Genomic DNA, 18,191 nt, shown 5'->3' with positions numbered 1-18,191 from the left:
CACACGCCCCGCGGTGATCTCTTGCGACGTGATCCGGTGCGCTCGTCTGGTCGCGCTCAGGACAGTTCTATGGTGATCGGCTGAGCAGCAACGTGCCCGCTTTCGACCCCGAAGCGGCTGGGCCCAGCTACGTCTACGTCCAGGTAGCCGACCACATCGCCGCGCGTATCACGGCCGGTGAACTCTCGCCGGGCGCGAGGCTGCCCGGAGAGCGCGACCTCGCCGAGGAGTACGGCGTCGCGCTCGGCACGATCAGGCGGGCTGTACAGGAATTCCCTGATCGTGGACTCGTGGTCACGTTGCCCGCGAAGGGGACCTACATCACGCGCCCAGAGGATCGCCTGGCTCATTAGGCGTGAAACGGCCCGGAACTACTGCGGCGCATTCATCGCAACACGGTGATCACTTACTGGCGGCGGCTGCGCCGGTCATCTGGGTTTTCCCGCGCCGAGCCAGCAGCGGGACGGTGGCGAGCTGGACCAGGGCGGCGGCGGCGAGGATGCCGTTGGTGACCTCCTCCCGCCAGCCGGGAAGGTGCTCGGAGAAGCCTGACTGCTCGTCCGCGTACATCAGCAGATTGCCCCAAGCCACGAGTGGCAGCGTCAACAGGTAGACGACCGTGAAGACGCCGACGAGCAGCAGGGAGCGCGGGCGAACGCCGTGCCTGCGCAGGAGGATCCCGTGCAGGGCCAGACCGGCGGCGGGCACGACGGCGAAGGCCCACATCTGCAACATGAGGCGTAGCGCGTAGTCGGCCTCCCAGAAGGACCCGGGATGGGCCGCGCTGCGGGCGATCTGGTCGGACACGAGGTTGGCCGCGGCGAAGGCCAGGAGGAACGCCAACGGGAGCATGAGGAGCCACGCGTTCCAGGGGGAAGAAGGTGGAAGGGCCGTGTCGCGGCGCACGACGCCGCGCACCGCGAGGAGTTGGGCGATCGCGGCGGTGACGAGGATCAAGCCGAGCAGCGGCAGGTACCACGGCGGCGACAGCGCGCCCATGTCGAAGGGCATCGTGGCGTATCCGCCCGACGGGTCGAGAAACTCCGCGTCGTAGCCGGTGACCGGGTTGAGGACGTAGACGACTGGCATCGCGGCCATGTAGGCGGCGCTCAGCAGGCCTGTCCCGAGCATGAGGCCCGCGGGCCGGCGGCTCAATCCGAACTCGACGAGGCCGAACAGCATGGTGGCGGCGATGAAGAAGGCCCCGAGCAGGGCGATCCGCCCCTGAGCGAAGGGGATGAAGGCGTCGATCGCCTGGGGCACTATGTGCTCGTTCGCCTCGACGGGGCCGGTGGGAAGGCGCCCCTTCACATCGCGGACGGCGAAGAAGTTGACGACGACCACGACGAGCCCGAACGGCAGTGGAAACCATGTCAGTTTGCCCATAAGCGTTCGATGATCGCATACGGTGATCGGTTCAAGTCGAATGCGGCGCTTCGCGCACCGGTTGGAGCCTGTTGGTGAGCGGCCACAAGGCCAGCGGGATCACGGCCGCCGCCGAAAGCGCGAGCAGTAACGGCACGCGCTCTCCAGGCGTCAGATGGTGCAGCAGTCGCACGTGGATCGCCAGGTGCGGCACGGCGAACATCACGTACACGGCAAGCGCCGTGCGCACCATGCCGCGCCGTACGACGAAGAAGCTCACCCCCAGCGGCACCGCCGTCGCCAGGCTCATCGCGCCGTAGTCCATCATCAGATGCGCGTTGTACGGCATGCGCATCCCCACGAACGGGATGTCGAAGAACGAGCGGGGGAAGAACAGCGCCCAGCAGCCCACGGCGAACTGTGTCGCGGCCAGGAACGCCAGGCCCGCGCGGAGCCAGATGCGCGCGCTCATGCGGTGAGGAACCGCTCGAAGGTGATCTGCCCGACGGCATGGTCGGGAGCCAGGTGTCTCCCTTCCCGGAAGCCGCGCAACCCACCGATTCCCGGCAGCGGCATCGGCACCACCGGCCGGCGGCTGGACCGCGCGTGAGCATAGGCGCGGGCCAGATCGGCCGCGGTACGCACCTCAGGCCCACCCATGTCCGGCGCCCGGCCCGCCGGTGAGGCCTCGGCCAGGTCGGTCAAGCGGGCGGCCACCTCGCCGGTGTCGACGGGCTGAAAGCTGACCCCGGCGGGCATCATGATCATCGGCAGCCGTCGTTGGATCGCGCACATCCAGGCGATGAGCTCGTGGAACTGGGTGGCGCGCTGGATCGTCAACGGGAGCCCGGACTCTTCCAGGAGCCGCTCACACGCCAGCTTCGCCCGATAGTAGGAGATATCAACTCGATCGATGCCGACGATGGACACGTAGATCAGGTGGGGGCGACCGGTTCGCATGGCAGTCTGGACGAGATTGCGGGTGGCGTCCTGATCCGCGTGGCCATTACCGGTCGCGCAGTGGATGATCGTGCCGGTATCGGAGACCGCATCCTCAAGTCCCTCACCGGTGATCAGGTCGCCGCGGCACATCATCTCGTCGCGCGGCGGCTTGCGGCTCAGCACGCGTACGGCGTGGCCGGCGGCCAGAAGTCGTGGAACCAACCTACGGCCGAGCCGGCCGGTACCGCCCGTCACCAGGATCGGATCTGTCATGGGTGGCAACTCTCGTGGAAGAGCGCGAGGCTGATGGCCGCGCGCGGCTGTCAGGTGCACCCATTAAGAACCGGACAGACCTTCCCGACGTGACAACCGAAGTTTGGCGGGATTGGCGATGATGCGAATCTCGCTGATCAGGCCGCCCGCCGTCTCCGGCACCAGCACGCCGATCAGCTCCTCACCGGCCAGGGCCAGCAGGCCGGGAGCGCCGTTCAGCTCCGCGATCGACAGCCGGATCCGCTGACCGGTGGTGCGCGATGCGCCGACCAGATAGCGCGCCACCCGGTTGGCGCCGAAGACAGGTCGCCTGGCGGCGCTGATCCTGCCGCCGCCGTCCACCCACACGGTCACGTCGTGGGCCAGCAGCTTCTCCAGCTCTGGAAGATCCCCCTCCTCCGCGGCCGCCAGGAAGCCTTTCACCAGCTCACGGTGGTGAGCCCGGTCCATCGGGCGCTCGGCGCTCCCAGGAGCGTCGGCGAGTCGCAGGCGAGCGCTCGGCGCTCCCAGGAGCGTCGGCGAGTCGCAGGCGAGCGCGCCGGTACAGCTGCCGGGAGTTCGCCTCGGAGGAGTCGATGACCTCGGCCACCTGGCGATGGCTGTAGTCGAAGGCCTCACGGAGCACGAACACCGCGCGCTCCACGGGGTTGAGCCGTTCCAGCAAGGTCAGGAAGGCCAGTGAGACGAAGTCTCGCTGTTCGGCACTGTCCAGCGGTCCCAGAGCCCCGTCCGCGGTCAGCACCGGCTCAGGCAGCCACGGACCGACATAGCTCACCCGGCGCGCACGCGCCGACGTCAACCGGTTCACGCACAGGTTGGTCGCCACCTTGGCCAGCCAGGCCCACGGCGATTCGACAGCCGCACGGTGGTGCCAGCGAAGGAAGGTGTCCTGGACCACGTCCTCGGCCTCCTCGGCCGAACCCAGCATCCGGTAGGCCAGCCCGAACAGGTTCGAGCGGTGCCGCTCGAACTCCTCAACCGCGTCACCAGTCACGCCCGCCAGCCTTCCAGGCCACCGAGCCGGGCCGATATTCGACCTCTGTACGCGGAACAGCCTCTGTACGCGGAACAGCCCGGAACCGACTGTCGGTTCCGGGCTGTTCTGGTCGGGCTTCTAGATGTCGTAGTAAAGCTCGAACTCGTGCGGGTGCGGGCGCAGCCGGATCGGGTCGACCTCGTTCTCGCGCTTGTAGGCCACCCACGTCTCGATCAGGTCAGGCGTGAAGACGCCGCCCTCCAGCAGGTAGTCGTGGTCGGCCTCCAGCGCGGCCAGGACCTCGGGGAGCGAGCCGGGCACCTGCGGCACCTGGCGGGCCTCCTCCGGAGGCAGCTCGTAGAGGTCCTTGTCGACGGGCTCCGGCGGCTCGATCTTGTTGCGGATGCCGTCGAGGCCGGCCATCAGCATCGCCGAGAAGGCGAAGTACGGGTTGCACGACGGGTCCGGCACGCGGAACTCGATGCGCTTGGCCTTCGGGTTGGAGCCCGTGATCGGGATGCGGACGCAGGCCGAGCGGTTGCGCTGGGAGTAGACCAGGTTGACCGGGGCCTCGTAGCCGGGCACCAGACGGTGGTAGGAGTTGACCGTCGGGTTGGTGAAGGCCAGCAGCGACGGCGCGTGCCTGAGCAGGCCGCCGATGTAGTAGCGGGCCGTGTCGGACAGGCCCGCGTAGCCGACCTCGTCGTAGAAGAGCGGCGAGCCGTCCTTCCACAGCGACTGGTGGCAGTGCATGCCGGAGCCGTTGTCGCCGAAGATCGGCTTGGGCATGAACGTGACCGTGTGGCCGTATTCGAGGGCGGTGCTCTTGATGACGTACTTGTAGAGCATCAGGTTGTCGGCCGTCTTGAGCAGCGTGCCGAACCTGAAGTCGATCTCCGCCTGGCCTGCCGTGCCGACCTCGTGGTGCTGCATCTCGACGTCGATGCCGGCCTCGATGAGGTTGCGCACCATCTCCGAGCGCAGGTCCGTGAAGTGGTCCATCGGCGGGACCGGGAAGTATCCGCCCTTGTAACGGGGCTTGTAGCCGAGGTTGCCGCCTTCGGTGGCCTTGCCGGTGTTCCAGGCGCCCTCGATGGAGTCGATGTAGTAATAGCCGGCGTTCTGCCGCGTCTCGAAGCGGACGTCGTCGAAGATGTAGAACTCCGCCTCGGGCCCGAAGTAGACGGTGTCGGCGATGCCGGTGCCCTTGAGGTATTCCTCCGCCTTGCGGGCGACGTTGCGCGGGTCGCGGCTGTAGGCCTCGCCGGTCAGCGGGTCGTGCACGAAGAAGTTTATGTTGAGCGTCTTGTGCTGGCGGAACGGGTCGAGCACGGCGCTGGACGGGTCGGGCAGCAGCAGCATGTCCGACTCGTGGATGGCCTGGAAGCCGCGGATCGACGAGCCGTCGAACATGAGCCCGTCGGTGAAGACACTGGCGCCGAAGTTCTCTACCGGGAAGGTGAAGTGGTGCGTCGTCCCCGGCAGGTCGGTGAACCTGACATCGACGAACTGCACCCCTTCGTCACTGATGAACTTCAGGACGTCGTCGGCGGAGTTGAACACTCTCGAACCTCCCTGGGGACATGACTATCAGGCCGAGGTTAGGTCGCGGCCGTTTCCGATCGGTGTCTCGATTGTTTCGCACATGTTAAGCGGACTCAGGTCGGGTCCGAAGCCCAGCAGCTGTCCTCACCGTCTTTTTTGCCGTGCTTTTCCTCGTCCAGATCGTAGGGGTTTGACGGCGGGCCGCTCGGTTCCACCGCGTCCGGAGCGGAGTCGTCGTAGGAGGGGTGGATGAAGAAGTCGTTCACGTCGCATCGCGCGGGAGTGCTGGTCCTGACCCAGTCCTTCAACCACAGAACGAGCTCTCCCGCCTCGCGGTAGACGAACACGCTGCCGACGCGGTGGGTGACGAGGCGGATCGTCGTGGTGGGCTGGCCGGGGCGGTTCACGGCATAGACCACGAGGTAGTTCAGCTTCACCTCGGCGCCTCTTTGGCCGTACTTCTTGGCCTTGGCCACTGTCGTCTTGCCGTTGACCTTGATGACGCCGGTGGAGAGCTCGGCGGTCTTCGGGGCGAAGCTGGTCACCCAGCCACGGCTGTCGAAGTCGTCCTTGCCCCTCTTCTTCTGGTCCAGGTACTTCTGGAACCAGACGCGCTGCTCGCGATCGAGCAGCTTCATGAACGCCTTCGGCTTGCCGCCCATGAGCGTCTTGCGGTCGAGGAAGGCCGCGGTCATGAGCTTGCGGGTACGTTCCAGCGCCTTCGCCACGTCCTTCTTCGACAGCCCGCCGAGCGCCTTGGCCTTGGGCAGGACGAAGCCGGCCGCCCCCTCCGCGTACTTCTCGGCGGGGGAGCCCGTGAACGGGTCCACCGCGGTCGGCTTCGGGGCCGCGATCTCGGCGCCGGTCGCCTCCGGGGCCGCCATGACCGGTTGGGTCTCCTCCGGGACCGGTCCCGGGCTTCCCGCCTGTGGTGTCAGCAGGTCGGGCCGGGCGGCGACGATCACGGTCGCGCCGCCGATCACCGCGGCCACCAGACCGGCCGCGAGCAGGCCCCGCCCCGCTCGCCGTGGCCGGGTGGCCTTGTCCGAGCGCGGCGCCCTGGCTCCCCTGCTGGCCGCCGCGCGCATCCTGCGCCGCTCGTCCTCATCGATCTGCGCGACGAGCTCGTTGAAGCGCGCGTCTAAGTCATCCCCGTTCGGCATGGCGTACATGATGAGGGAGAAAGGTGATCTTTGTGGCGCGGTTGGGTCACGATCCCGACCGACCCCCTGGCCGGATACCGTTGAGGTATGAGCGGGAACGAGCCTCGGTGGACGCAGACCTGGCTGGGCGGTGTGAGGGCGGCGGGTGTCGATCTCGGCTATCCGGGTGAGCGCCTGGGGCTGCCGGAGCAGGGGAGCGGCGCCGTCGCCGGGTGGGGGCGGCGCATCGCCGGGCTGGTCATCGACTGGATGATCTGCACCTGGGTCGTGGTCCAGCTCGTGCTGCGGATGAACCCGGCGGAGTCGCCGTGGGCGCCCGTGGCGGTGTTCGCGATCCAGTACATCCTGCTCGTCGGGTTCATGGGGCAGACGTTCGGGCACCGGCTCGCGGGGATCAGGGTGGCCGCGATGGACGGCGGCAGCCCCCGGCTGGTGCCCGTGCTGGCACGCACGGTGCTGCTCTGCCTGGCCGTGCCCGCGCTCATCTGGGATCGCGACCACCGGGGGCTGCACGACCGCGCCTCCAACACGGTCGTCGTGCGTATGTGAAACGTCCATTGACAACGTTGTCTTCGCGGAGTCTGCTGTTGACAACGTTGTCAGGAGGGCGACATGCGGAGAGCACGTCTTGCGGTCGTGGCGACCGCGGCTGTACTGGGATTCGCCGGGTTATCCGGGGTGGCGACGGCCGATCCGCCGACGTCACCAACAGTGACCGATCCAGCTCCGTCACCGCTGCCGTCGGACGCGCCTTCGGCGGCGCCCACGCAGCCGGCGCCCATCGAGGAGGTGACGCCGACTCCGGGCGCCAAACGGGAAGCCGCCGTACGTACCGCCCCGCCAGGGGCGCTCTTCTACTCCTCCCTCGAGACCGGCGACCCGCAGCCGACCTGGCTCAACGCGGTCGACGAGGGCAGGAAGGCCGAGGGGATCACCGGCGCCACCACCGGCGGCATCCCGGGCAACGTCACCGACGAGGTCGTCGACATCGCGGCCAGCGGCGAGAACACCCCTTCGGGCGAGGTGAAGGAGAACCTGTTCGACGGGGACGTCAACACCAAGTGGCTGGCGTTCACCGGCACGGGCTGGGTGTCGGTGAAGCTGTCCAAGCCCATCGCGGTCACCCGGTACGCCATGGCCTCCGCCAACGACGCCGCCCAGCGCGACCCGCGCGACTGGGCGCTTGAGGGCTCGGCGGACGGGCAGAGCTGGACGGCCGTGGACACGCGGGCGGGAGAGGTGTTCGACGCCCGGCTGAAGACCCGCGAGTTCGACGTCGCGCACCCGGCCTCCTACCTCTACTACCGGCTCAACGTCACGCGGATCGGCTCGGGCACGATCGTCCAGCTCGCCGAGCTGCAGCTCTCGGACGGCGACACCGCCCCGAAGCCGCCCTCCGACATGCGCAGCCTGATCGGCCCCGGCCCCGGCAGCGGCTACACCGCCAAGCCCCGCGCCGGCTACACGGGCCTCAAGGCGCTGCGCTACTCCGGCAGCACGACCACCAGCGGCGGCGGCCACTCGGCCAACAAGGTGTTCGAGACCGACATCGAGGTCACGGCCGACACCGAGCTGTCGTACGTGCTGTTCCCCGAGTTCACCGGTGCCGCGCTGAGCTACCCCAGCACGTACGCGAGTGTGGACCTGGCCTTCGCCGACGGCACGTACCTCAGTGACCTCAAGGCCGAGGATCAGCACGGGATCGGGCTGACGCCACGGGCGCAGGGCGAGTCCAAGACCCTCTACGCCGACCAGTGGAACTTCCAGCGCTCCCGCATCGGCGACGTCGCCAAGGGCAAGCGGATCAAGCGCATCCTGATCGCCTACGACGCGCCGGCCGGGCCGCTGCCGTTCAAGGGCTGGGTGGACGACATAACGCTCGTCAACGCCAAGCCGCAGCAGGTCAAGAGCCTGGCCGACCACGTGGTGACGACGCGCGGCACCCAGTCGACCGGCGGCTTCTCGCGGGGCAACAACTTCCCGGCCACGGCCGTGCCGCACGGGTTCAACTTCTGGACGCCGATGACCGGCTCCGGGTCGAACTCGTGGCTGTACGAGTATCACCGCAACGGCAACGCCGACAACGTCCCGACCATCCAGGCGTTCGCCGCCAGCCACGAGCCGAGCCCTTGGATGGGGGACCGGCAGTCCTTCCAGGTCATGCCGTCGCTGCTGGCCAAGCCGAACCCCGACCGGGTCGCCAGGGCCACGCCGTTCCTGCACTCGGGTGAGACCGCCAGGCCGTACTACTACGGGGTCGACCTGCTCAACGGCATCCGTACGGAGATCGCGCCCGCCGACCACGCGGCCGTGTTCCGCTTCACCTTCCCCGGCGACGGCGGCAGCCTGATCTTCGACAACTACAACAACGACGGCGGGCTGACCATCGACCAGGGCGTCGTCACCGGCTTCACCGACACGCGCAGCGGCCTGTCAGCGGGCGCCACCCGGATGTACGTCTACGCGGTCTTCGACCAGCAGCCCACCGGCGGCGGCAAGCTGACCGGCGCCGGCCGCGACAACGTGACGGGCTATGCCGCCTTCTCCGCCAAGCAGGTCACGATGCGCATCGCCACCTCCTTCCTCGGCGTGGCGCAGGCCAAGCGCAACCTGGAGCTGGAGAACGGCACGTTCGAGGAGGTCAAGGCGCGGGCCCAGCGCGCCTGGGCGGACAAGCTGGGCACGGTCGAGGTCGAGGGCGCCACGCCCGACCAGCTCACGACGCTGTACTCGAACCTGTACCGGCTGTTCCTCTATCCGAACTCGGGCTTCGAGAACACCGGTACGGCCGCCGCGCCCGCCTACAAGTACGCCAGCCCGGTATCGGCCAGGAGCGGCCCGGACACCCCCACCCAGACCGGGGCCAAGATCGTGGACGGCAAGATCTACGTCAACAACGGCTTCTGGGACACCTACCGGACGACCTGGCCCGCCTACTCGCTGCTGGCCCCCGAGGCGGGCGAGCTGATCGACGGGTTCGTCCAGCAGTATCGCGACGCCGGCTGGATCGCCCGGTGGTCCTCGCCCGGCTACGCCGACCTCATGGTGGGCACCAGCTCGGACGTGGCGTTCGCCGACGCCTACAGCAAGGGTGTGCGCGGCTTCGACGCCAAGTCGGCGTACGCGGCGGCGGTGAAGAACGCCACCGTGGTGCCGGCGAACCCGGCCGTCGGGCGCAAGGGCCTGCAGACCTCGATCTTCCGCGGGTACACCGCCCTGAACGAGGTAGGCGAGGGCCTGTCCTGGGCCATGGACGGATATATCAACGACTTCGGCATCTCGACCATGGCCGCGGCCCTGGCCAAGGACGCCACCGGCGCGGAGAAGGCCCGCTACCTGGAGGAGTCCGAATATTTCCGTAACAGGGCCCTGAACTACGTCAACATGTTCGACCCGGAGGTGGGCTTCTTCCAGGGCCGCGACTCCACGGGCAAGTGGCGCCGTACCAAGGCCGACTACGACCCCCGCGTCTGGGGCTACGACTACACCGAGACCGACGGCTGGAACATGGCCTTCCACGCGCCCCAGGACGGCACCGGACTCGCCGCCCTGTACGGCGGGCGCGCGGGCCTGGCCAAGAAGCTCGACGCCTTCTTCGCCGACCAGGAGACGGCCACGTTCCCCGGTTCGTACAACGGCGTGATCCACGAGATGCGCGAGGCCAGGGACGTCCGCATGGGCCAGTACGGCCACAGCAACCAGCCCTCGCACCACATCATTTACATGTACGACCACGCGGGGCAGCCGTGGAAGGCGCAGGCCAAGGTCAGGGAGGCGCTGTCGCGGCTCTATCTGGGCAGCGAGATCGGCCAGGGCTATCCGGGCGACGAGGACAACGGCGAGATGTCCGCCTGGTACGTCTTCAGCGCCCTCGGCTTCTACCCGCTCCAGGCCGGCAGCCAGGACTACGCGATCGGCTCGCCGCTGTTCACCAAGGCCACCGTGCATCTGCCCAGCGGCAAGGACCTGGTGATCAATGCCCCGGCCAACAGTGCCGAGAACGTCTACATCCAGGGCCTCAAGGTGAACGGCAAGGCGTGGACGTCGACCGCGCTGCCGCACGACGTGCTGGCCGGTGGGGCCGTACTGGACTTCGCGATGGGGTCCAAGCCGTCCACGTGGGGCGAGCCGCCGGAGTCGATCACGCCCGACGGCGAGATGCCGCGCCCGATGCGCGACATCCCGGTCACCGGGGGCCCGGCGGCGCTGTCGGACGACACCTCGGCAACCACAACCACCATTTCCGGAAATATCACTCTTCAGGCGGGAGCGCGGGACGAGGTGAGCTTCTACACCCTCACCTCGGCGGCCACCGGACCCACGTCGTGGAAGCTTGAGGGCTCCTACGACGGTACGGCCTGGACGGTCATCGACCAGCGGGACGGCCAGAGGTTCGACCAGGCGAGGCAGACCCGGCCGTTCAAGATCGCCCGCCCCGGGCGGTACGCCCAGTACCGCCTCACCGTCTCCGGCACGCTGGCCGAGCTGGAGCTGCTGGCAGTACCGGATCCGGCTTGCACGCGAACCGTCACCGGCACCCACAGCGGCCCCCTCACGGTCGGCTCCGGCGTGACCTGCCTGGCGGCGGGCGCGGACGTGACCGGCCCCGTCGTCCTCCGGCAGGGCGCCTCGCTGATCGCGCGGGCCGCCACGGTCGGCGGACCGGTCACCGCGGTGGGCGCCGGGCGGCTGGTCCTGGTGGACACCTCCGTGGGCGGGCCGCTCACGGCGACCTCGGTGAAGGAACTGTCCGTGGAGAAATCGGTGGTGGGCGGACCGGTGACGCTGGTCGGCGACAGCGGGCCGCTGATCGCCGCCAGCACGGTCAAGGGGCCGCTGACCTGCACGGGCAATTCCCCGGCACCGACCGCGAACGGTCTGTCCAACACGGTCTTGGGACCGTCGGCCGGCCAGTGCGAGGGTCTCTAGCGCGATAACAAAACCTTACCGGGTTCGATATTGAACCCGGTAAGGTTTATGCTGTCCCCATGATGATGGCCGGACTCAGGGAGAAGAAGAAGGAGCAGACCCGGCGGCGCATCGCCGAGGTGGCGCTGCGAATGTTCGCCAAGCGGGGCTACGAGGCCGTGACGGTCAACGAGATCGCTGAGGCGGCCGGGGTCGCGAAGGTCACGTTGTTCACCTACTTCCCGACTAAGGAGAGCCTCGTCCTCGACGTGGTCAAGGAGGACACGGCGAAGATCGTCAACGAGCGGCGGCCGGGACAGGCGCCGCTCGAGGCGCTGCGCGAGCACTACCGGGCGTTCGCCGCCGAGGACACGGAGGGGGTCGACGTCGAGGGCCTGCTCACCCGGGCCTGGGTGATCTCGGCCAGCCCGGCGCTGATGGCGGGGCTGCACCAGACCCAGGCGGGGCAGCGATACGAGCTGGCCGCCGCTCTGGCCAGTGCGCGGGGAGTGCCGGACGGGGCGTGCGAGCTGCGGGACCAGCTCATGGCCGCGCAGGTCACGGCCGTGCTCACGACGGTGCAGGAGGGGTTCTTTCAGCGGCTCGTCGAGGGGACGCCCATCGCCGAGGCGGCCGGCCGGCTGGCGGACGACGTCGAGCTCGCCTTCGACCTCCTAGAGCACGGCTTCACCGGAGAATAAGGGGATATTTCGTGAAAAAAGGCATCAACTATGACACCGGGTTTCTGCCGGGCGAGAGCCTGTCCCGGACGGCGTTCGACGCCGAGACGGTCGGGCGCGAGATGCGGGTGATCGCCGACGAGCTGCACTGCGCGGCCGTACGCGTGTCCGGCGGCGACCCGGAGCGGCTGAGCGTGGCGGCCGAGCAGGCCGCCGCGGCCGGGCTGGAGGTCTGGTTCGCGCCGTTCCCCGTCGACCTCACGCCGGAGCAGGTGATCCCCCTCTACGCCGACTGCGCCGAACGAGCCGAGGCCGTCCGGCGCGGCGGCGCCGAGGTGGTGCTGGTCGCCGGCTGCGAGACCAGCGCCTTCTGCGACGGGTTCATGCCCGGTGCCGACTACATGGAGCGCATGCGGGCGATGATGTCGGCCGACATGGAGTGGTGGCAGTCGCTGGGAGCGATCATGGGGCGCTTCAACGGCTTCCTGGGGGAGGCCGCCGAGACGGTGCGGCCGCTGTTCGGGGGCCGGATCACGTACGCCTCCGGACCGTGGGAGTTCGTCGACTGGACGCCGTTCGACCTGGTCGGGGTGGACGCCTACCGGGCCGCGTACAACGCCGGGAGCTTCGTGGAGGAGCTGCGCGGGCACTTCAAGCACGGCAAGCCCGTCGTGGTGACCGAGTTCGGCACCTGCGCCTATACGGGGGCGGGGGAGCGCGGGGGTATGGCCTGGGACGTGCCCGACGGCTCGGAACGCGACGAGGGCGAGCAGGTCCGCTACCTGAACGAGCTGCTCGACGTCTTCGAGCAGGAGGGGGTCGACACGGCCCTGTGGTTCACCTTCGCCTCCTACAACCGGCTCGGCGACGCCGACCTCGGCGCGTACGGGGTGGTCCGAATGCTCGACGGCACCCGCTGGGAGCCCAAGGCGGCCTTCCACGCGATGGCGGCCCGGTACGCCCGCCACTGAACTCCGTGCGGTGAGTCAGTCGCGGGCGCAGGTGAAGATGGCGGTGCCCGGTATGTGGTTGCCGCGCAGCGGGCTCCAGCCGCCCCACACCCGGTCGTGGCCCGCCGGCCATTCGGGCTCCAGCAGGCCCGTCACGGTCAGTCCTGAGGCGACGATCAGGCCGATCCAGTCGCCCATCGTCCGATGGTGCTCGACGTAGGTGGTTGTGCCGTACTCGTCCGTCTCGACATAGGGCGAACGGTCGAAGTAGGACCGGTCAGAGGTCAGCCCGCGCGGCCCCGGGTCGTCGGGGAACGCCCACCGGATCGGATGGCTGACCGAGAACACGAACCGCCCGCCCGGCCTCAGCACCCGGCCCACCTCACGGAAGACCGCCAGCGGATCGGCCACGAACGGCAGCGCCCCGAACGCCGAGCACGCCAGATCGAACGACCCGCCGGCGAACGGGAGCACCTCGGCGTCGGCCTGCACCACAGGGACGTGCAGGCCGGTGTCGAGGTCGATCCGCTGCGAGTGGCGCAACTGCCGGTGCGACAGGTCGAACGCGGCGACCTCGGCCCCCTGCCCGACCAGCCACCGCGCGCACTGAGCCGCGCCACAGCCCATCTCCAGCACCCGCCGGCCGCGTACGTCGCCCAGCAGGTGCGCCTCGGCCTCGTCGACGCCCTCCGGGCACCACACGAAGCCGGTGTCGCGCAGGAATTCGCCGTGTTCGACCTGGTAGTCGTCGGCGTTGCCGTCCCACCAGCCGCGGTTGGCCCGCGAGGAGTCCGACATCATCGACTCATCCCCGGACAGTGCGCTCCCTGACGGCACTAGCGCATCTTGGGGCCGCGCGGAACCCGGGCACCCTTGGGCATCGGGCCCTTGGGCATCGGCATGTTCTTGGGGAGCGAGCGCAGGCGGTCCTTGACCTCGTTGACCGAGGGCTTCTTCAGGTTGCGCGGCAGCTTCATGATGTGGCGCTGGAGCTTGCCCAGCGGCACCTGCCCCTCGCCGTCACCGCACTGGATGTCGTAGATCTCGACGCCCAGCACCACCCGCGCGACCCGCTTCTTCTCGGCCGCGAGCATCTTCGCCACCCGGTTGCCGGGCCCCTCGGACACCAGCACGACCCCCGGGAACCCGATCACGAGGTGGATCAGGTCCTGGTCACGGTTGACCGCGATGGCCGGGGTGACCTGCCAGTTGCCCCGCATGCCCTGCAGCACCGCGGCGGCGGCGCCGGTCTGGCCGTGCAGGATCGAATATTGGGCGCGCTGCGCCAGCTGCCCGAACACCACGAGGCCGACGGTGAGCGCGGCGAGCACGCCGAGGAACACCGAATACCACAGATAGTCCGTGACCAGCCCGATCACGACGATCACAGCCAGCGTGCCGACCGCCGAAAGGAAGACGATCGGCAACCCCTTGGGGTTGGCCTGCTTGATGATCTGCGCGATCATGCGGAACTGCTTGATGCGTCCCGGCTTCTCTGGGTCCTCGGACTTTGCCATGCTTCGAAGAATACAAACCAACCGAGCGGGATACGAAAACGCCTCTGGTCGTTCGGGGGTTTTTCTTTTACGGCAGAGCACGGTGGGCCCCACCCGCCGTACGGGGCCGGGCCCTGTCCAGGGGCACGCTCCTCCGGTGATGCGGGGCCGGGCGCCGTGACGTGACGGTGAGACCCCGGCCTACGTGCGTTACCAAACCGGTATTGCACGTCCATTCAGCGGAGCCGATGTCACGCGGCCAGGCCGCCTCCGTGGCGGAGGCGGCCCAGGGAACTTCAGGCGCTCTGGCGGGCCTCGATGGCCTGCTTGTAGAGCTTGCCCGCGCGGTAGGAGGAGCGGACGAGCGGGCCCGACAGGACACCCGCGAAGCCGATCGCCTCGGCCTCCGCCTGGAGCTCGACGAACTCCTCCGGCTTGACCCAGCGCTCGACCGGGTGGTGGCGGGGCGTCGGGCGCAGGTATTGGGTGATCGTCAGCAGGTCGGTGCCGGCGGCGTGCAGGTCGCGCATCGCCTCCACGACCTCCTCGCGCGTCTCGCCCATGCCCAGGATCAGGTTGGACTTGGTGACCAGCCCGGCCTCACGGGCCGTCGTGATCACGCCCAGCGAGCGCTCGTAGCGGAACGCGGGCCGGATGCGCTTGAAGATCCGCGGCACGGTCTCGACATTGTGCGCGAACACCTCGGGCTTGGCCGAGAACACCTCTTCCAGCTGCTCACGGTCGCCGTTGAAGTCGGGCACCAGCAGCTCGACCCCGCAGCCGGGCAGCAGCGCGTGGATCTGCCGCGCGGTCTCGGCGTAGAGCCAGGCGCCGCCGTCGGGCAGGTCGTCGCGGGCCACGCCGGTCACCGTGGCGTAGCGCAGGCCCATCTGCTCGACCGACTCGGCCACGCGGCGCGGCTCGTCCCGGTCGTACTCCTTGGGCTTGCCGGTGTCGATCTGGCAGAAGTCGCAGCGGCGCGTGCACTGGTCGCCGCCGATGAGGAACGTCGCCTCGCGGTCTTCCCAGCACTCGTAGATATTGGGGCAGCCCGCCTCTTCACAGACCGTGTGCAGGCCCTCCCGGCGCACGAGCGATTTCAGCTCGGTGTATTCGGGGCCCGTCTTCAGCTTGGTCTTGATCCACGGGGGCTTGCGCTCGATAGGGGTTTCGGCGTTGCGCACCTCCAGGCGGAGGAGCTTTCGGCCTTCAGGAGCAACGGTCACCGCCCCAGCTTACGTCTCGCCCAACCTGTCCCACTCCCAGGGGCATCATTCGCCGGGTCATCGGATGATTCGGCTGGCTTGGCCGGCTCAGATGATCAGGCCGAAGCCGCGGATGGCGCGGGTGTAGTGGCGGAGCAGTTCGTCGTCGATCCGGTCCGACTCGGCCGCGCCGAGCAGCTCCGAGCTGGACAGTACGGAACCGGACAGCGCCGGGCCAGGCGCGGCGGCGCGGACGCCGTCGGGGGCGCTGTCGGGGGCCAGCAGCGCGGTCCGCCTGATCGACGCCACGCTCTCGCCGCGCAGGGCCGCCGCCTGCATGGGGGCTACGTACCTGCCGCTGGCCAGCAGCCCGTCGATCTCGGCCAGTTCCTCGGCCGTCAGGACGCGCAGGGCCCTCGCCTGCCGCCGTTCGTGCCTGCGGGCGTCGTCGGAGCGGGCCAGCCGCTTCAGGCAGTACTCCGTGAGCAGCACCGGACCGCCGAGCACCCGCCCGACGATCCGGCCCAGGAAGCTGACCGCCTCGTAGCCGGTGCTGTTGGAGTTCAGCACGCCGAGGGAGGTGGCCATCTGAGTGTGGGCCGCCTCGCGCGCACGCAGCGGCGCCGCTCCGATGAGCGCCTCTCGCCATGCGCCCAGCGTCGCCAGCGCGCCGTCCACGATGAGCTCGCTGCTGGTCGGCAGCTCCGCATACGCCCTGGCCAGCAGCGCGACCCGCTGCCGCGGCGAAAGGGCCAGCCACGAGGGCAGCCCGATGACCAGCACGGGCACCCGCAGCGGACCGGTGCGCGCGTACGTGGTGCCCAGGATCAGATCCCTGACCGCCACCTTCTGGGGGCGTTTGACGCCGATCCGGTCGGCCACCCGCTCCGCCATGCCGTACACCTGCGGGGCCGAGGAAGGATCGAGGACCTCGGCATCGGCGGGCAGGCTGCCGAGGCGCGGCCGCAGCATCCACCCGATGGCGATCAGCAGGGCACCGAGCGCCCACGCCGCGGCGAACTGGGCGTTGACCACGATCGTCCACCCGCCCAGCACGACGAAGGCCAGCGTCAGGGTGTGCACGACGAGAGCGAGAACCAGGGCCGCGAGCCACGTCGCAGACCGCTTCACAGGCTGATCGTAAACAGGCGAATGCCAGATTTCACCGTGATTCGGCGACCGGCAGTGGGTCAGCGGCGCATGAGGTCTTCCTCGTGCAGGTCGTACGGCTCCAGGCCCAGCGCTTCGGCCAGCCGTTTCTCGGCGATCGGCATGACCTCCTCGACCACGATCCGCCTGCCCGTCTCGGCGGACAGTGAGGAGACGCCCACGTCCGGGATGCCGCACGGGACGATCCGGCTGAACCACCGCGGATCATTGGCGCAGTTGAGCGCGAAGCCGTGCATCGTGACGCCGCGTGAGACGCGGATGGCCACGGCGCCGAGCTGGCGGTCGGGCAGGCCGAGGATGGGGTCGCCCGCGGCCCAGACCCCGGCCCAGCCCGGTATCCGCCTGGCCGTGACGCCGAAGTCCGCACAAATCTGGATCATCGTGTCTTCGAGCCGGCAGATGTAGCGGGTCACGTCGTCGATCTCGACGATCGGGTAGGCGACGAGCTGGCCGGGACCGTGCCAAGTGATGCGGCCCCCGCGGTCGACGTCGATCACGGGGGTGCCGTCGGAGGGGCGTTCGTGCGGGGCGGTGCGCTTGCCCGCCGTGTAGACAGGAGCGTGCTCCAGGAGCAGGACCGTGTCGGTCAGCTCCCGGGCCACCCGTTTGCCGTGCACCCAGCGTTGCAGCTGCCAAGCCTGCTCGTAGGGGACGTCGACACCGAGACGGACGATGGCCAATGCGTGGGGGTCGACCCCGTGCTTGGGGCGCATGTGTCCATTGTGCCGTTCCCTCACCCATCCAGGGTAATTCAGGAGGTGAGCAGCCGAGGCTCGATCCGGAACTCCTTTGCCCCCTCGGCCCCGTCATGCTCGATTTTGTAGGCGTATCCGGCTGGATCGGTGGTTACGGCCTGAATGAAATCGGTGCCCACGTAGTGCAGTGCCACCCCCTCGTCGGCGGCGTAGCCCTCGGGCAACTCGCCGCTGGCCACCGACCGGTGCAGCAGTTGCCGGCGCTGCGGGTCGGAGTTGTAGTGGACTCCGCACGAGTAGGGCAGGAAGGCCAGGCCGTCGGCCCACACGTTGAGCTCGGGACCGAAGGAGTCGGTGTTGCCGCCGACGTGCCAGCACAGGGCGCCCGCGCTCTGCCCGGACAGCACCACGCCCGACCGCCACGCCTCCTCGAACGCCTCGTCGTAGCCGTGCAGCCGCCACAGGGCCGCCAGGTTGGCCACGCTGCCACCGCTGACATAGATCATGTCCTGCTCGAGCATCCACGCCCGGGGATCTTTGACGTTGGGCATCGGGAACACCGTCAGATGGCTCAGCTCGACGTCCCATCCGGCGAAGGCGCCGTACATCTTCAGCAGCCAGTCGGCGTCGTCGCCCATCGCGGTGGCGACCAGCCCCAGCTTCGGCCGGTCCTGGCCGGTCAGGTCGAGGCCGTAGCGCAGCAGCGGGCTCGCCTCCAGAAAGCCGTAACGCGCCGTCTGGCGGAACGACCCACCGCCGATGGCAAGAATGTGCGACTGGCCTGACCTGGTCATGTTGGCATCTCCCGCGTGGTAAAGGATGA

The 18,191-nt window shown here is 68.9% G+C and carries 18 protein-coding genes; 5 read left to right on the top strand and 13 right to left on the bottom strand.

Going from position 1 to position 18,191, the window contains the following annotated elements:
* Window positions 1–92 precede the first annotated feature (92 nt).
* On the top strand, window positions 93–353 hold the full coding sequence (locus AB0J16_RS14820) for a winged helix-turn-helix domain-containing protein (RefSeq protein WP_358538762.1): 261 nt from the start codon (window positions 93–95) through the stop codon (window positions 351–353).
* Window positions 354–402: 49 nt separating this feature from the next.
* On the opposite strand, the gene AB0J16_RS14815 is transcribed toward AB0J16_RS14820, so the two are convergent.
* The 7 genes from AB0J16_RS14815 to AB0J16_RS14785 form a co-directional block, all read right to left on the bottom strand.
* The gene (locus AB0J16_RS14815) at window positions 403–1,386 is read right to left on the bottom strand and encodes a hypothetical protein (RefSeq protein ID WP_358538759.1); all 984 of its coding nucleotides are present in this window, start codon (window positions 1,384–1,386) and stop codon (window positions 403–405) included.
* 31 nt (window positions 1,387–1,417) lie between these two features.
* A complete protein-coding gene (locus AB0J16_RS14810) occupies window positions 1,418–1,837 on the bottom strand; it encodes a hypothetical protein (protein WP_358538757.1) in 420 nt (139 codons plus the stop codon).
* Window positions 1,834–2,580, bottom strand: a complete 747-nt coding sequence (locus AB0J16_RS14805) for an SDR family oxidoreductase (RefSeq protein ID WP_358538754.1) — start codon at window positions 2,578–2,580, stop codon at window positions 1,834–1,836. Before AB0J16_RS14805 ends, AB0J16_RS14810 begins: the two co-directional genes overlap by 4 nt.
* Window positions 2,581–2,643: 63 nt before the next feature.
* Window positions 2,644–3,003, bottom strand: coding sequence for a hypothetical protein (locus tag AB0J16_RS14800; protein ID WP_358538752.1), 360 nt, complete (start codon window positions 3,001–3,003; stop codon window positions 2,644–2,646).
* Between the two features lie 4 nt (window positions 3,004–3,007).
* Window positions 3,008–3,574 (bottom strand): sigma-70 family RNA polymerase sigma factor, encoded by a 567-nt coding sequence (locus tag AB0J16_RS14795; RefSeq protein ID WP_358538750.1) that lies wholly within the window; start codon window positions 3,572–3,574, stop codon window positions 3,008–3,010.
* Window positions 3,575–3,694: 120 nt separating this feature from the next.
* Entirely contained in the window at window positions 3,695–5,119 is a 1,425-nt protein-coding gene (glnA, locus tag AB0J16_RS14790) for a type I glutamate--ammonia ligase (RefSeq protein ID WP_225298326.1), read from the bottom strand.
* A gap of 95 nt (window positions 5,120–5,214) precedes the next feature.
* Window positions 5,215–6,264 carry a hypothetical protein gene (locus AB0J16_RS14785; protein ID WP_358538748.1) on the bottom strand — a complete coding sequence of 350 codons (1,050 nt, stop codon included), beginning with the start codon at window positions 6,262–6,264 and terminating at the stop codon, window positions 5,215–5,217.
* Window positions 6,265–6,351: 87 nt separating this feature from the next.
* Between AB0J16_RS14785 and AB0J16_RS14780 the strand changes: the two genes are divergently transcribed.
* From AB0J16_RS14780 to AB0J16_RS14765, 4 genes are all read left to right on the top strand, one after another.
* Entirely contained in the window at window positions 6,352–6,813 is a 462-nt protein-coding gene (locus AB0J16_RS14780) for an RDD family protein (RefSeq protein ID WP_358538745.1), read from the top strand.
* A 63-nt stretch (window positions 6,814–6,876) separates the two neighbouring features.
* Entirely contained in the window at window positions 6,877–11,193 is a 4,317-nt protein-coding gene (locus AB0J16_RS14775) for a GH92 family glycosyl hydrolase (RefSeq protein ID WP_358538743.1), read from the top strand.
* A gap of 59 nt (window positions 11,194–11,252) precedes the next feature.
* The gene (locus AB0J16_RS14770) at window positions 11,253–11,873 is read left to right on the top strand and encodes a TetR family transcriptional regulator (RefSeq protein WP_358538741.1); all 621 of its coding nucleotides are present in this window, start codon (window positions 11,253–11,255) and stop codon (window positions 11,871–11,873) included.
* An 11-nt stretch (window positions 11,874–11,884) separates the two neighbouring features.
* Window positions 11,885–12,823 (top strand): hypothetical protein, encoded by a 939-nt coding sequence (locus AB0J16_RS14765; protein ID WP_358538739.1) that lies wholly within the window; start codon window positions 11,885–11,887, stop codon window positions 12,821–12,823.
* A gap of 15 nt (window positions 12,824–12,838) precedes the next feature.
* On the opposite strand, the gene AB0J16_RS14760 is transcribed toward AB0J16_RS14765, so the two are convergent.
* The 6 genes from AB0J16_RS14760 to AB0J16_RS14735 form a co-directional block, all read right to left on the bottom strand.
* Window positions 12,839–13,603, bottom strand: coding sequence for a methyltransferase domain-containing protein (locus AB0J16_RS14760; protein WP_358538736.1), 765 nt, complete (start codon window positions 13,601–13,603; stop codon window positions 12,839–12,841).
* A gap of 35 nt (window positions 13,604–13,638) precedes the next feature.
* Window positions 13,639–14,319 (bottom strand): DUF4191 domain-containing protein, encoded by a 681-nt coding sequence (locus AB0J16_RS14755; protein WP_357944837.1) that lies wholly within the window; start codon window positions 14,317–14,319, stop codon window positions 13,639–13,641.
* 275 nt (window positions 14,320–14,594) lie between these two features.
* On the bottom strand, window positions 14,595–15,524 hold the full coding sequence (gene lipA / locus AB0J16_RS14750) for a lipoyl synthase (protein ID WP_358538733.1): 930 nt from the start codon (window positions 15,522–15,524) through the stop codon (window positions 14,595–14,597).
* An 87-nt stretch (window positions 15,525–15,611) separates the two neighbouring features.
* A complete protein-coding gene (locus AB0J16_RS14745) occupies window positions 15,612–16,634 on the bottom strand; it encodes a hypothetical protein (RefSeq protein WP_358538731.1) in 1,023 nt (340 codons plus the stop codon).
* A 59-nt stretch (window positions 16,635–16,693) separates the two neighbouring features.
* Complete coding sequence (lipB, locus tag AB0J16_RS14740; protein WP_358538728.1) at window positions 16,694–17,386, bottom strand: lipoyl(octanoyl) transferase LipB; 693 nt, start codon at window positions 17,384–17,386, stop codon at window positions 16,694–16,696.
* 38 nt (window positions 17,387–17,424) lie between these two features.
* Complete coding sequence (locus AB0J16_RS14735; RefSeq protein WP_358538725.1) at window positions 17,425–18,162, bottom strand: peptidase E; 738 nt, start codon at window positions 18,160–18,162, stop codon at window positions 17,425–17,427.
* Window positions 18,163–18,191: the final 29 nt, after the last annotated feature.

Origin of the sequence: Nonomuraea sp. NPDC049750 (genome assembly GCF_040659625.1) — a bacterium.
Taxonomy (GTDB): Bacteria; Actinomycetota; Actinomycetes; order Streptosporangiales; family Streptosporangiaceae; genus Nonomuraea.
This window is presented reverse-complemented; position numbering and strand designations above follow the sequence as displayed.